Source organism: Candidatus Rickettsia colombianensi (assembly GCF_003664375.1).
GTDB classification, from domain to species: Bacteria; Pseudomonadota; Alphaproteobacteria; order Rickettsiales; family Rickettsiaceae; genus Rickettsia; species Rickettsia tamurae.
On the sequence record NZ_RAQN01000011.1, the window covers coordinates 1 to 13858 of the forward strand.

The following is a 13858-nucleotide window of genomic DNA, read 5'->3' on the forward strand; positions in this document are numbered from 1 at the left end:
ATATTGCCGGTTATTATTACGAATTTCGTGTTAATGGATTACGGCACTGGTGCTGTTTTCGGTTGTCCTGCTCATGACGAACGTGACCATGAATTAGCCGTTAAAATGAATTTACCTATTAAACAAGTAATAAAAGCAGATATTGATGTACAAAAGACCGCTTACATGGAAGATGGAATTTTGGTTAACTCAGATTTTCTAAACGGCTTAACTAGTAATGAAGCAAAACAAAAAATCATTGGGGAATTTGAGAAACTAGGTATAGGTAAACGCAGCGTAAATTATCGTCTAAAAGATTGGGGGATTTCTCGTCAACGCTTTTGGGGATGTCCTATTCCTATGATTCACTGCGAAGCTTGCGGCATAGTTCCCGTACCTTACAAAGACTTACCCGTTACGTTACCTGATGACGTAAATTTTGACGGTCACGGTAATCCGCTTGATCATCATCCTAGTTGGAAACATGTTAATTGTCCGAAATGCGATAAGCCGGCTGTTCGTGAAACCGATACTTTTGATACATTTTTTGAATCATCTTGGTATTTTACGAGATATTGCAATAGCAATGCTACAGATATGACCGATAAAAAAGCTTGTGATTATTGGCTACCGGTCGATAAATATATAGGTGGCATAGAGCATGCGGTAATGCATTTATTATATGCAAGGTTTTTCACTAAGGTAATGAACGAACAGAATTACGTAAGCGTTCGTGAGCCTTTTAAAGGATTATTTACTCAAGGGATGGTGCTACATGCTACTTATAAAGACGAGCATAATAATTGGTTATATCCTGAAGAAGTAGTTAAAAAAGGTAATGCATTTTTTCATAAAGAAAGCAATAATAGAGTAGTGCAGGGACGCATTGAGAAGATGAGTAAATCTAAAAAGAACCTCATCGATCTTGAGACAATGCAAGAGCAATACGGGGCAGATGCGATTAGGTTTTTTGTGCTGTCCGATAATCCGCCTGAGAAAGATCTAGAATGGTCGGCAAGCGGTATTGAAGGCTGCTCACGTTTTATTAATAGGCTTGAGCATATGTTTGAGGCGATAGATTCTTTAAAAGATGATATAACTGAAATTAGTAAAGAGTTAAATAGATTAGTACATTTTACAATAAAGCATGTCGCCGAAGATATAAAGCATTTTGCCCTAAACAGAGCAATAGCACGTATGCGTGAGCTTTCTAATGCTATATCTGCTGAAATATCCAAAGATAAAATTGATGTTAAAACCGTAAGGCATGGCTTTAATGTTTTAGTACAGCTACTAAATCCTTTTATCCCGCATATTACGGAAGAAATTTGGCAGAAGCTTGGCAATAAAGAGCGATTATATAATTCGTCTTTTCCTGCATTTGATGAATCAATGCTAGAGTTAGATACATATATTATGGCAGTGCAGGTTAATGGCAAACTCCGTGATACCTATGAGTTTAAAACTTCCGTAAGTGAAGATGAAATAAAACAAATTACCGTCAGTCTGCCAAAGGTACAAAAGTTCTTAGAGGGAAAAGAACTGAAGAAGATTATCCTCGTTCCTCGTAAAATTGTGAATATTATTGTTTGAAGTGAAAGATTGTGGGGATTAAAAACTAGTCAGAATGTCATACCATGGTCCTTCCATGGTATCCAGCTAAAATACTAAATTTAGTACTTTAAGTTGTTTCTAGATACCGTGGTCAAGCCGCAGTATGACACCTAGCATACTGTTATTGTATTACCACCATACTAACCCAAAAAAAAGTAGTATTACCTAAAACCACCTCCTCATGTTTATCTAATGAAGAGTCATAATGCTTCGTCTCATTTATAAAGTTACTGCAATTATTATGGTAAGTACCTTTTGAAGCACCCTTATAACTCTGATAAGATGAAGTTTCATAATGCCCTAGATCTTCTCTAAGGTAATAGTAAATATTGTCTGTTATTGGCATTAATACTTTATCTATTATATAATTGGCTGCCCACCAAAATGCGGCAAAAACACCGCCATCAATACTTAAAGTGTATTCTTCTGTTTCACAAGTTATAACCCTAGGATAACAGAGGTTTGCTATACTATCTAGACTTAGATTTAAATCTTACTCTGAATCTAGTACGTCTATTTTTTTCTATTAGTCATAAAGATCCCCTTTTTAGTTACTAATTAATTAAACTTTTTATATAACTTGCTTCTAAGGGTAAATTTGTATGTCAATCCGGTACTCGCATCCTCAAGTACTTTTAGGTACACTGTGGCAGGTAAGCACTTCCGTGTTTCCTTCAAATTCTTCCTTATTAGCTACATTATGCAATAAGTCTATTGTAGGCTAAGTAATTTAAAAAATCAATTAGCCTCTTAAATAGTGTGCAGGATTTTATACCTGAAGTCAATTTATTATAATTTAATATTTTTATTAACTTATCTTAATTTAAATTAATGCATAAAAATATCGATTTCATTCCAACCGAGTAAATCTAAATTAGTTCTTGTCGGTAAAAAACGGAAAATATCTTGGGCAAGTTCATATCTATTTTCTTTAAGTAGCATTTTTTGTAAAATATCTTTTAACTGATGCAAATAAAGCACATCTTTTGCTGCATATTCTTTTTGTTCTGAAGATAAATTGTCAGTACCCCAATAGGAAGATTGTTGTTGTTTTGAAATATTTATATTAAGCAATTCTCGGCATAAATCCTTAAGCCCATGACTATCGGTATAAGTTCTAACTAGTTTTGAAGATATTTTAGTACAAAAGATATTTTCTAAATCTATACTTAAATATTTTTTTATGGATGCTAGATCAAATCTAGCAAAATGAAATATCTTGCATCTAGTTTTATCTAGTAATAATGCTTTTAAATTAGGAGCTGTATAATCTTGATTTGTAAAATGAACAAGATGAGCTTCACCATTGCCGTTACTAAATTGTAGCAAACATAGTTTATCTCTATGTAGATTTAGCCCCATTGTCTCGGTGTCTATAGCTAGATCTCCTTCAAGTTCAAAATTATTAGGTAGGTCGTTTTGATAAATTTTTATAGTCATAAATGATTTTTAATTCCTTTTAATCAATAATGTTGTTGTGTGGTTCGTTTTCCTGTTATTTCGAGGAAAAGCTGCAAGTTTTGACGAAGCAATCTCGGGAGTTTGTTATTATTTCATGAGATTGCCACGCAGCCTACGACTGCTCGCAATGACGATACCTACCTTTGACTAGGTGTGTCTTTTATTGTAAACACCTGCTCATTTGGAGCAGCTACTCCTAAAACTTTCTTTGCTTGTTCTTCTAACATATCTTTATTTAGCGATTCCGTTCGGAGTAATTTGACGTTATGTTCAAGTTCTACTCTTTCTGCTCGTAAGCCTTTTAGTTCATCATAAGCTTTTTCAAGCTGCCTATTTACTTTTAAATATGCAATAATCCCTTTGTTACCATATATGCAATGAAAAACAAAATATCCAAGCAGTAAAGCTAAAAAGATATTTAAAATTATTTTTTTAGAATGATTATTTAAATGTATTATCATAAATATATATTCATAAGAAATAATACCGGAGCAGTTAAAATAATACTATCAAATCTGTCTAGTACTCCTCCATGACCGGGTATTATATGACCGCTATCTTTAATATTAAATTTTCGCTTAAAATATGAAATAAATAAATCACTTAATTGAGCTATTAATGCTAATATACAACTAATTATAAACAAATAAATTTTATTTGAAAAATAGTAATTTTCAATATGAAAGTTTGGTATAAAACTAACTAATACCGCAACTAAACCTGCTGATAATACTCCCGTAACTAAACCGCTCCAAGTTTTTTTAGGACTGATTTTTGGAGCAAGTTTTGCTCCTTTAAAAGTTTTGCCGCCAATCATAGCGAAAGTATCTACCGACCAAATTATACAAAAATAAAGCATAATAAGCCATCTATTGGTATTTTCCATACTTAAAAATATTAGTAGGCTTATAGGAATCGGAATAATAATTAGCCCGATTAATAGATAAGGAATAGAAGAATAGGTCACATTATACCATTCACTGAACATTCCCATACCTACTATTATCATTAGAATATAGAATAAAGGCTTAAACCATAATATAGCTATAACAAATAACGGAACTAAAACTATACCGGACAGGATTCTTAAATATATATTTTGTTTATCTTTTGCCAAATGTTCTTTTCCTTTTTGAGTAATCAGTTATAGCTTCTAGTATATCATCTTTATTAAAATCAGGCCAATATTTGGGTGAGAAATATAATTCAGCATAAGCTGCTTGCCAAAGCAAGAAATTACTGATGCGATAAACCTCGCCCGGTCTTATTAATAAATCTACATCCGGCATTTCAGGATCATATAAAGCGTGTTGTATATCGCTTTCACTTACTTCTTTTTTACCGCTTGCAATAATTTTTGTGTAGGCATCAACTATTTCTTGGCGACTTCCATAACTAAAAGCTATACAAAGCGTTATTTTATTATTATTTTTTGTTAATTCTATAGCATTATTTATTTGTTTTTGCAATGAGCTACTTAATAAATTAAGCCTACCTATTACTTTTATTTTAACACCGTTTTTATGTAAACTGTTTAATTCATTTTTTAAATAAATACTTAATAATTTTATTAAGAAATCTACTTCCTTGCCTGAACGTTGCCAATTTTCGGAAGAGAAAGTATATAAAGTTACGTACGGCACGCCAAGATTAATAAACTCAGGGAGTAATTCACGAATTTTATCGGCTCCTGCTTTATGCCCTTCAGATTTTGTTAAGTTATGCCGATCTGCCCAACGAGCATTACCATCCATTATTATTGCTAAATGTTTTATGTTAGTCATTATTTTATATTTTAGATGTTGCTGCATGGATCGAAAAACGTACTCGATGTAATACCGTGGCTTGTCCACGGTATCCAGAATAACAACTTAATAATGTTATTTTTTTTGTTTATTTTCCTGGATCCCGTGAATAAATCACGGGATGACCGAGAAAACAAAAGCTATATTTTAGGTATTTCGATTCTTACCGATAGTCCGCCTAAATCCTTGCTATCTTCTAAATAAATAGAGCCTTTGTGATCGTTTATTATTTCTTTAGTAATAGCAAGCCCAAGTCCTACGTTACTTGCATTATCAAGCTGTCTTGCTTTATCTGATCTATAAAACGGTTTAAATACAAGGTGTTTTTCCGTATCATCTATACCGGGACCGTTATCCTCAATAATTATAGCTACGGTAGATGAATTATCTTTTGAAGATATCTTAATTTTAGTTCCATATTTTATAGCGTTACCGATTAAATTAGACAAGGCTCTTTCAAAAGAATTCGGCTTAATTCGTACTTCTAGTTTATCTAAATTAGTAGATTTTATAAATTCAATATCTACATGTGACCATTTGTTTAAAAGATGTTCCATCCAAGTTAATAATAAAATTTCTTCAAATTCTTCTGTACTTTCACCTTTAGCAAAATCTAAATAAGAATTTATCATTTGCTGCATAGTTAATATATCTTGTTTTAACCCTTTGATTTCCTCGCTTTCTTCCATCAATTCAAGTTGTAGCTTCATTCTTGTTAAAGGAGTTCTAAGATCATGCGAAATCATAGCAAGCATAGTGGTTCTTTTAGTAATTTGTTTTTCTATACGGGCTTTCATTTTTAAAAAAGCAAGCCCTGCTTTTCTTATTTCTAAGGCTCCTGAAGGTTTGAAATTTTTGCCTTTTAAAACACCTCGACCAAATTTATCCATGCTATTCGCAAGAGTGAGTATTGATTTAATTTGATTTTTGGAGAAAATAATAGAAACAGAAAGTAATATAACTGTTAAAGATATAATCCATAAAACAAATATATATACTGTAGGATTAAGTAGTAACTTTGCAGGAAAAGTAATATATAATATTCCATCTGTTAATTCTAAAAATACTTCAATTTTATTTTCTTTATTTAGTTTAACTATATTTTTGTCATGGATTTTTGTAGCTAAAATATTTTTAAATATAGTTAGAGGCTCACTTAATTTAGGTTGTTTTATAGATAACTTTTTACTAAGCTGAAATTGATAAGATAAATTAAGATAATTTTCCGATAAATGGGTTAGCTCTCTTGAATTATTTCTATGTTCTTTAATCAGTGATTCTATTTCATTGATAATAATAGTACTAGTATAATATGAAACATTATACCAATGACGGTCGTAAAACAAAAATATAGCAACGATTTGTCCTATTAAAATCGGAATGGTTATAATAAACATAAACCGTACAAATAATGTTCTCGGTAAAGCATATTTCAAAGAACTTGATACAAGCGAATTTTTCAAGACTCGACTGTGTTCACGTATTTTTATACGCTGTGCAGGCTCGCTTTTAAATTCATTTTGTCTGAAGCTCTTTAAAATATGCTGTAATAATTTAGATATAAAGTGCATAGCCCTCATTACGCACGGTTTTTAAATATTTCGGTTCTTTTGGGTTGTCTTCTATTTTGCTTCTTATTCTTGTAATTTGTACGTCGATAGAACGCATACTAAGCCCTCCCATTATTTTTGAAAGTTCAAAACGACTAGTAGATTTACCGGAATTTTTTATTAATATCTCAAGTAATTTTTGTTCAGTAGAGCTAAGAGATACAATTTGATTATTCTTGGTAAATTCTTTTGTATCAGAATTATAAAAATTATTGCCGAATTTAATTATATTCGTTTCTTTTTTAAAGTTATTATAATTATTGATTAAGTTATTTATCCGAAGTAATAATTCTCTCGGTTCAAAAGGTTTAGTTATATAATCAGAGGCACCGGCTTCAAGTCCTTTAACACGGTCATCGGCTTCCGATAAAGCAGTAAGCATAACTATAGGAATATTATTACCGGCATCCCTTATAGTAGTAGCAAAATCAAGCCCTGTTATTTCAGGTAACATAACATCTAAAATAATTAAATCATAATTAGAAGTTTTTAATAGATTTTTAGCTTCTATGACTGAGCTTGCCGTTGATACTAAAAACTCGTTTTTATTTAAAAACTGCTTTAAAAGTGCTAATATTCTGCTATCATCATCAACGATTAAAATATGTGCTTTGTATGTATGCATGTATACTCGTTTAATTTGAAAAATTGGTATTAGCTTTTCTATCATTGCAAGCCGGTATTGCTTGCGTGGATCAATTCCACTGTTGTCATTCTGTGACTTGATCGCGGGATCCAGTTAAAAATACTCATGATTTTAGTATTTTTTATTGTTTTTTGGATACCGTGGTCAAGCCACGGTATGACACCAAATGCGTTTTTTGATCCACGCAACAACGCTACTCGCAATGACTATTGACAATACTTTAATATGAATATAGGTTAATGACAATGATAAAACTAGAGCAAATTTTTTGGCATGTTTGGATTAACGGTGATTTAGTTCCTTATCAATTTGCAAGGATTCATGTTTTAACTCATAGCCTGCATTATTCAGGATCGGTATTTGAGGGTGAGAGAGCTTATAACGGCAAAGTTTTTAAACTAAAAGAACATACGGAAAGATTAATGAAATCAGCAGAAGCATTAGGTTTGAAAGTACCGTATAATGTTGATGAGATTATGAAAGCTCATAAACTTGTAATAAAACAAAATAATATTAAGGATGCATATATAAGACCGCTTATTTGGAGTGGAGACGAGTCGCTAAATATCACTAATCAGTATTTATCTACTAATCTTTTGATTGCCGGTATTCCGTCTATGCCGAGATCTTTTGAGAAAGGTATAAATTTGCATGTAAGCCACTGGCGTAAAGCAATGCCTGATAGCACGCCGGTACAATCTAAATCCGCCGCTCAATATAATATGGCAATAACGAGTAAAAAAGAAGCTAAAGCTCTTGGCTATGATGATGCATTATTACTTGATTATGAAGGGTATATCGCTGAATGCACTACAACAAATATTTTCTTTGTTAAAGATAAAACATTATATACTCCAATTGCTGATAGGTTTTTAAACGGTATAACAAGACAGACTATTATTGAAATTGCAAAAGATTTAGGTCTCGAAGTAAAAGAAGAGCGTTTAAAATTAGAGCAAATAGAGGATTTTACCGGATGCTTTGTTACAGGCACGGCAATCGAGGTACAAAATATTGATTCTATAGATTTAGGCAATAAAAAGATTACTTTCGATGATCATCAAATTGCAGATCGTTTGAAAGAAGAGTATGGGCGTGTTGTTAGGGAGTAGAAGAAACGTCATTGTGAGGAGGTATTGCCCGTGCGTGGACCGAGTCGTCATTGCGAGCAGTCGTAGACTGCGTGGCAATCTCATCAAATAATAACAAACTCCTGAGATTGCTTCGTCGAATTACTACGTAATTCTTCTCGCAATGACGATTTAATAAGCTAAACAATTAAAATCAAAAAAATCATGCATAACATATTTAAAGGTTTAATTACCGCACTTATAACACCTTTTAAAGATAATAAGTTAGACTTATATGCTTTAGAGAGAATTTTAAAATATCAAATAAAGCATGAAGTCGATGCAGTATTAATTGCAGGCTCAACCGGAGAAGGTAGTAGTTTAAGCTTTGAAGAATATAAATTATTACTGCAAACTAGCGTAGAAATCGTTAATAAGCGTATTCCTATAATAAGCGGGTGTTCATCAAATAATATTGCTTATGCACGAGAACTTGCAGCGGAATCTACAAAAATCGGTGTAGATGGTTTTATGGCTAGTCCGCCATCTTATGTAAAACCTACCCAACACGGGATTTATAAGCATTTTGAAGCATTGCATGAAGCGTGTAATCTACCTATTATGTTATATTCAGCTCCAACTAGAAGCGGAGTAGATTTTTCTGATGAGACAATATTGAGACTTAGCAAGCTACTGCGTATTTTAGCATTAAAAGATTGTGGCGTAGATTTAGAACGTCCATTGCGGATTAGAGCAATAGTTAAAGAGGATTTTAACATTTTAACTGGTAATGATGAAGTAGTCTTAGCTTTTAACGCTCAAGGTGGGGTAGGGTGGACTTCCGTAGCTTCTAATATTGCTCCCAATATGTGTAAAGAGCTATTAGAGAAGTGGTATAAGAATGATACTAAAGGAGCATTAGGAATCCATCAGAAATTACTGCCTTTATATAAAGCATTATTTGTAGAATCTAATCCGATTCCAATAAAATATGCTGCACATTATTTAGGTTTATGTGAAAATGAAATTAGACTCCCATTAACTGAAGCAAGTGATAGTGCTAAAAAACAAATTGAAAACGTCATAACATCATTATCCATAAAAATATGATCGAATATAAGAAAGTTATTGCACAAAATAAGAAAGCCCTTTTTAATTATTTTATTGAAGAAAGATTAGAAGCAGGTATTGTATTAAAGGGTAGTGAAGTACAGTCTCTGCGTCAAGGCAAAGCTTCTATAGAAGAAAGCCATGCGGCAGATACCGGACATGAGGTATTTTTGTATAACTGCCATATTGCAGAATATGAAAAAGCGAATAGATTTAATCATTCTACTCGTAGACCGCGTAAATTATTGTTGCATACTAAAGAGATAAAGAAAATTATCGGTAGAATTAGAATAAAAGGCTATACGCTAGTAGCTCTTTCTATGTATTTTAATAAAAAAAATAAAGTGAAAGTTGAATGTGGTATTGCTAAAGGTAAGAAATTACATGATAAAAGAGAGTCAATTAAAGAAAAAGACTGGAAAAGAGATCAGAGCAGATTAATAAGACAGAAGTAATGGATTTTGTTGTGTGGGTTCGACGTATTCGGTGTCATCCCGTGGCTTGACCACGGTATCCAGAAAAATAAACTTTAATATCAATAATTTTAATATTTTAAGCTGGATACCGCGATCAAGTCGCAGTATGACAACGGAAAAACCTATCCATGATCTATGCAACAAATAACCGAACTAGATGACATTGAACCAGCTTTCTTGAAATAAAGTAAAAATAATCTAGAATTTTTAAAAAGGTATTTATGGAGCATATTATAGGTAAAATATTGGTTATATTTGTAGTTGTGATAGGAGTTTTATTTGTTTTCAAAACAATGAAAACTTATTCTACAAATCCGGTTTCCGTTGAGGTTAAACAAAGCGAGGATGCAAGGAAATGTGAAGAGGAAAGAGTCCAAGAAATAATCAAAGATTATTTGCTTAAAACTCCGGAAATAATAATAGAATCAATAGAAGGGTTGCAAAAACGTAAAGTACAGGAAAATAAGACTAAAGTTAATAACTATCTAAAAGATAATAAGTTAGGTATTGAGGATAGCACAAGCTTTCCTGTTATAGGAAATAAAGACGATGATGTAACAATAATTGCTTTTTATGATTATAATTGTTCTTATTGTAAAAAAGGTGATGTTTCTATAAATGAATTATTGCAAAATGATCCAAAAGTTAAAGTTATATTACGACCGCTTCCTATCCTTGGAGATGCTTCCGAATATCTTGCAAGAATAGTTTTAGCCGTTTATAAGGTCAATCCAAGTAAATTTAAAGCTGTTCATGATGAATTAATAAAAATAAGAGATGTTTCTAAGGAATCTATAAAAGAATTATTAACCGAGAATGACTTAAATGCTACGGAAATTGAAGAAATTGCCGATAGCAAAGAGATTAAAGATTTAATTACTCAAAATATGAAAATAGCTAGAAGCCTTAGAATCCAAGGAGTACCTGCGTATATAATTGATTCAAAATTAATACCTGGGTTAATAGATTTTCCACAATTACTAAATATAGTTAAAGAAATTAGGGATAATAAGAGTTCTTAAGAATTGGCGTAGATCAGTTTTTCTGTCATTGCGAGGAAAAACTGTAAGTTTTAACGAGGCAATCCAGTAAAAAATTCTGTAAATCAGAATTTTTTTATTATTTTTGCTAGATTGCCACGCATCCTGAGATTGCTTCGTCAATTACTTACGTACTTTCCTCACAATGACGAATTTAGCCTTTATTCAGTAAATCCAGCATAGTTTTACCGATATCGGCAGGGGATCTAGTAATAGTTACGCCGGCACTTTGTAGAGCTTCAAGCTTATCTTCGGCACTTCCTTTTCCTCCGGCAATAATAGCTCCGGCATGTCCCATTCTTTTACCTGGAGGTGCTGTAATACCTGCAATAAAGCTAACAATAGGCTTCTTAATTTTTGATTGTTTGATAAACTCAGCTGCATCTTCTTCCGCATTACCGCCAATTTCACCAATCATAATAATTGCTTTTGTCTCATCATCTTTCAAAAACATTTCAATACAATCAACAAAATTAGTATCGTTAACAGGATCGCCGCCTATACCGACACACGTAGATTGTCCAAGTCCTACTGCTGTTGTCTGTGCTACTGCTTCATAAGTTAGAGTACCTGATCTTGAAACAATACCTATCGCTCCTCTTTTATGAATATGCCCAGGCATAATACCGATTTTACATTCACCCGGTGTAATAACCCCAGGGCAGTTAGGACCGATTAATCTAGTTTTAGAGCCGACTAACGCACGTTTTACTTTTACCATATCAAGTACCGGAATTCCTTCCGTTATACATACTACTACTTCAATTTCGGCATCGATTGCTTCTAATATCGAATCAGCGGCAAAGCCGGGCGGAACATATATAACGCTCGCATTTGCACCGGTTTTTGCTTTTGCTTCATGTACGGTATTATATACAGGTAAATCAAGGTGAGTACGACCGCCTTTGCCGGGTGTAACACCGCCAACCATGTTAGTGCCATAAGCTATCGCTTGTTCAGAGTGAAAAGTTCCTTGTGAACCAGTAAAACCCTGACAGATAACTTTTGTTTTTTTATTTATTAATATTGCCATTTTTAATACGCTATTTTAAAAATTTGTTGTATTTAATACTGCTTGTATTTCAAGAATTGAATTTTATAGCGTACATATAGTACATGAGCATCACGAGTCCTTGATAAAATGAAAGAGCAATTCTTGAAATATAAGCAGTATTACCTTATCGCTTCAACTATCTTGCTTGCAGCATCTGCTAAATCATGTGCCGGTATTATTTCTAAAGCGGAATTTGATAAAATTTCTTTGCCTTTTTCAACGTTTGTACCGGCTAAACGAACCACTAACGGTACTTTTATGCCTATTTCTTTTGCAGCTGCAATAATTCCTTCGGCTATAATATCACAACGCATGATACCGCCAAAAATATTAACTAAAATCCCTTGTACTTCTTTATCGGATAGAATTATTTTTAAAGCTTCTTTTACACACTCACGATCGGCCCCGCCACCGACATCCAAGAAATTAGCAGGCGAAGCACCGTAAAGTTTAATAATATCCATAGTAGCCATGGCAAGACCGGCCCCGTTAACCATACAGCCGATATTACCGTCCATTTTTACATAGCTAAGTCCTGCATTTGCCGCCCTAGTTTCTAAAGGATCTTCCTCATTGTGATCACGCATTGCCGTAATATTCGGATGCTTAAATAAGCCATTATCGTCAAAAGTAATTTTTGCATCTAAAGCTAATAAGTTCCCGTCGCTATTTACAATTAACGGGTTGATTTCAATTTGTGCTGCATCGGTTTCAATAAAAGCATTATAGACTGATTTTACTATTTCTTTCATCTGTTTGACTTGGTTATCCTTAAAGCCTAACTCATAAGCTATGCCTCGCATATGAAAATCTTGTAAACCGGTTGCAGGATCAACGGAAAATTTAATAATTTTTTCCGGAGTTTTTTCTGCTACTTCTTCAATATCAACTCCTCCTTCAGTAGAAGCTATGAAAGTAATACAGCTAGCCGATCTATCAAATACTATACTGAAATAATATTCTTTTAAAATATCACAACCTGATTCGATATAAAGACGGTTTACTTTTTGTCCTTGAGGCCCTGTTTGATGCGTTACTAAATTAATACCAAACATGTCATGAGCAACTTTTTTGGCTTCTTCTTTACTCTTAACAACCTTAACACCGCCTGCTTTACCTCTACCGCCGGCATGTATTTGTGCTTTAACCACATATACTTCCGTATTTAATTTATCTATGGTTTCATTAATCCTTTCGGTTTCCGTAACAACTAGCCCGGTGGAAGTAGGTACGCCGTATTTTCTTAAAATCTCTTTTGCTTGATATTCATGAATATTCATTTTAAATAATTTATTTAAATAATAAAAGCACAGTATAATAACTAATCTTTAAGCTGTAAAGATAAAGAAGAGAGTTCTTTGTTATTTAATGTCATACTGTGGCTTGACCACGGTATCTTGTATCACAGGCTGTATCCTGAGACCCCGTGGGCAAGCCACGGGGTGACATTGTGCTACTCATTCAACATCCTCTTAAGTACGCTATCTTTCCTAATAAAGTGATGATATAACGCAGCTAGTATATACAAAATAATTAAAGCAGTAAATAACAAAGCAGCCTTTTTATGGATTTTTTTAAAGATTTTGGCAAATTGTAAATCTTGAACAAAGAATTTATAGTAAACAAACCATAAAAATCAATATGATGGTTTGATAAAATAGTCATTAGAAAGTCGTTTATCGGCATTAATAACATTAAAAGATAAAATTTATATTAATATTAGCGGTTTTTTTCTGCCAATTCGGCATGTCTTCCGGTAGCAAAACTTAGCATTATAGAATTTCCATAAAAGCCTTATTATTACTAAAGATAAAACAACTATGCCGGTTGCTTCATGTATCCCGTATAGTTGCCATTTTAAAGGAGGCTCTACGAAATTATCCATTGAGAAACCGACAACGAGCATTACTATAACTATAATACTTATGATCCAGTGAAAAAGTTTTGCAATTAAGCCGTAAGAATTTTCAGTGTTTGTAAGTAGCATGATACC

Annotated in this window: 17 protein-coding genes and 2 pseudogenes; 6 read left to right on the plus strand and 13 right to left on the minus strand. The window is 32.9% G+C overall.

What is annotated here, in order from left to right:
- Positions 1–1572 (plus strand): leucine--tRNA ligase (gene leuS / locus D6968_RS03870; protein WP_121543525.1); only part of this gene is annotated, 1572 nt, incomplete at its 5' end.
- 142 nt (positions 1573–1714) lie between these two features.
- Here leuS and D6968_RS03875 read toward each other — a convergent pair.
- The 9 genes and pseudogenes from D6968_RS03875 to D6968_RS06040 form a co-directional block, all read right to left on the minus strand.
- On the minus strand, positions 1715–1939 hold the full coding sequence (locus D6968_RS03875; protein ID WP_121543527.1) for a hypothetical protein: 225 nt from the start codon (positions 1937–1939) through the stop codon (positions 1715–1717).
- Between the two features lie 214 nt (positions 1940–2153).
- Positions 2154–2308 (minus strand): annotated as a pseudogene (locus D6968_RS06535) (palindromic element RPE1 domain-containing protein); the annotation flags it as partial.
- Positions 2309–2421: 113 nt separating this feature from the next.
- On the minus strand, positions 2422–3033 hold the full coding sequence (locus D6968_RS03885; protein ID WP_121543529.1) for a ribonuclease D: 612 nt from the start codon (positions 3031–3033) through the stop codon (positions 2422–2424).
- A gap of 158 nt (positions 3034–3191) precedes the next feature.
- A complete protein-coding gene (locus D6968_RS03895; RefSeq protein WP_008579820.1) occupies positions 3192–3515 on the minus strand; it encodes an FtsB family cell division protein in 324 nt (107 codons plus the stop codon).
- A complete protein-coding gene (locus tag D6968_RS03900; RefSeq protein ID WP_121543531.1) occupies positions 3512–4198 on the minus strand; it encodes a phosphatidate cytidylyltransferase in 687 nt (228 codons plus the stop codon). The genes D6968_RS03895 and D6968_RS03900 overlap by 4 nt, the downstream gene beginning before the upstream one ends.
- Positions 4158–4865, minus strand: a complete 708-nt coding sequence (uppS, locus tag D6968_RS03905) for a polyprenyl diphosphate synthase (protein WP_177717311.1) — start codon at positions 4863–4865, stop codon at positions 4158–4160. Before uppS ends, D6968_RS03900 begins: the two co-directional genes overlap by 41 nt.
- A 134-nt stretch (positions 4866–4999) precedes the next feature.
- Positions 5000–6430, minus strand: a complete 1431-nt coding sequence (locus D6968_RS03915) for an ATP-binding protein (RefSeq protein WP_177717314.1) — start codon at positions 6428–6430, stop codon at positions 5000–5002.
- Positions 6414–7094: a response regulator transcription factor gene (locus D6968_RS03920; protein ID WP_121543551.1), complete on the minus strand. Its 681-nt coding sequence runs from the start codon at positions 7092–7094 to the stop codon at positions 6414–6416. Before D6968_RS03920 ends, D6968_RS03915 begins: the two co-directional genes overlap by 17 nt.
- A gap of 41 nt (positions 7095–7135) precedes the next feature.
- On the minus strand, positions 7136–7306 hold the full coding sequence (locus D6968_RS06040) for a hypothetical protein (protein ID WP_245969311.1): 171 nt from the start codon (positions 7304–7306) through the stop codon (positions 7136–7138).
- Between the two features lie 48 nt (positions 7307–7354).
- Between D6968_RS06040 and D6968_RS03930 the strand changes: the two genes are divergently transcribed.
- The 5 genes from D6968_RS03930 (at position 7355) to D6968_RS03955 (ending at position 10793) form a co-directional block, all read left to right on the plus strand.
- Entirely contained in the window at positions 7355–8227 is an 873-nt protein-coding gene (locus D6968_RS03930) for a branched-chain amino acid transaminase (protein ID WP_121543537.1), read from the plus strand.
- A 183-nt stretch (positions 8228–8410) separates the two neighbouring features.
- On the plus strand, positions 8411–9295 hold the full coding sequence (dapA, locus tag D6968_RS03940; RefSeq protein ID WP_121543539.1) for a 4-hydroxy-tetrahydrodipicolinate synthase: 885 nt from the start codon (positions 8411–8413) through the stop codon (positions 9293–9295).
- Positions 9292–9750, plus strand: coding sequence for an SsrA-binding protein SmpB (gene smpB, locus D6968_RS03945; RefSeq protein ID WP_121543541.1), 459 nt, complete (start codon positions 9292–9294; stop codon positions 9748–9750). The genes dapA and smpB overlap by 4 nt, the downstream gene beginning before the upstream one ends.
- A 13-nt stretch (positions 9751–9763) precedes the next feature.
- On the plus strand, positions 9764–9919 hold the full coding sequence (locus tag D6968_RS06685) for a hypothetical protein (protein ID WP_410519444.1): 156 nt from the start codon (positions 9764–9766) through the stop codon (positions 9917–9919).
- A gap of 73 nt (positions 9920–9992) precedes the next feature.
- Positions 9993–10793, plus strand: a complete 801-nt coding sequence (locus D6968_RS03955) for a DsbA family protein (protein WP_121543543.1) — start codon at positions 9993–9995, stop codon at positions 10791–10793.
- Positions 10794–10965: 172 nt separating this feature from the next.
- On the opposite strand, the gene sucD is transcribed toward D6968_RS03955, so the two are convergent.
- From sucD to D6968_RS03975, 4 genes and pseudogenes are all read right to left on the minus strand, one after another.
- The gene (sucD, locus tag D6968_RS03960; protein ID WP_121543545.1) at positions 10966–11844 is read right to left on the minus strand and encodes a succinate--CoA ligase subunit alpha; all 879 of its coding nucleotides are present in this window, start codon (positions 11842–11844) and stop codon (positions 10966–10968) included.
- A 140-nt stretch (positions 11845–11984) separates the two neighbouring features.
- Positions 11985–13145 (minus strand): ADP-forming succinate--CoA ligase subunit beta, encoded by a 1161-nt coding sequence (sucC, locus tag D6968_RS03965; RefSeq protein WP_121543547.1) that lies wholly within the window; start codon positions 13143–13145, stop codon positions 11985–11987.
- 173 nt (positions 13146–13318) lie between these two features.
- A pseudogene (locus D6968_RS06540) lies at positions 13319–13560 on the minus strand (cytochrome b).
- Between the two features lie 13 nt (positions 13561–13573).
- Positions 13574–13858 (minus strand): cytochrome b (locus tag D6968_RS03975; RefSeq protein ID WP_245969309.1); only part of this gene is annotated, 285 nt, incomplete at its 5' end.

What these genes read in the sequence shown, in the direction of transcription:
- sucC (WP_121543547.1), bottom strand. Translation starts at nt 13,145, where the DNA reads ATGAATATTCATGAATATCAAGCAAAAGAGATTTTAAGAAAATACGGC.
- sucD (WP_121543545.1), bottom strand. Translation starts at nt 11,844, where the DNA reads ATGGCAATATTAATAAATAAAAAAACAAAAGTTATCTGTCAGGGTTTT.
- smpB (WP_121543541.1), top strand. Translation starts at nt 9,292, where the DNA reads ATGATCGAATATAAGAAAGTTATTGCACAAAATAAGAAAGCCCTTTTT.
- D6968_RS03875 (WP_121543527.1), bottom strand. Translation starts at nt 1,939, where the DNA reads ATGCCAATAACAGACAATATTTACTATTACCTTAGAGAAGATCTAGGG.
- D6968_RS03895 (WP_008579820.1), bottom strand. Translation starts at nt 3,515, where the DNA reads ATGATAATACATTTAAATAATCATTCTAAAAAAATAATTTTAAATATC.
- D6968_RS03915 (WP_177717314.1), bottom strand. Translation starts at nt 6,430, where the DNA reads ATGCACTTTATATCTAAATTATTACAGCATATTTTAAAGAGCTTCAGA.
- D6968_RS03920 (WP_121543551.1), bottom strand. Translation starts at nt 7,094, where the DNA reads ATGCATACATACAAAGCACATATTTTAATCGTTGATGATGATAGCAGA.
- dapA (WP_121543539.1), top strand. Translation starts at nt 8,411, where the DNA reads ATGCATAACATATTTAAAGGTTTAATTACCGCACTTATAACACCTTTT.
- uppS (WP_177717311.1), bottom strand. Translation starts at nt 4,865, where the DNA reads ATGCAGCAACATCTAAAATATAAAATAATGACTAACATAAAACATTTA.
- D6968_RS03955 (WP_121543543.1), top strand. Translation starts at nt 9,993, where the DNA reads ATGGAGCATATTATAGGTAAAATATTGGTTATATTTGTAGTTGTGATA.
- D6968_RS03930 (WP_121543537.1), top strand. Translation starts at nt 7,355, where the DNA reads ATGACAATGATAAAACTAGAGCAAATTTTTTGGCATGTTTGGATTAAC.
- D6968_RS03885 (WP_121543529.1), bottom strand. Translation starts at nt 3,033, where the DNA reads ATGACTATAAAAATTTATCAAAACGACCTACCTAATAATTTTGAACTT.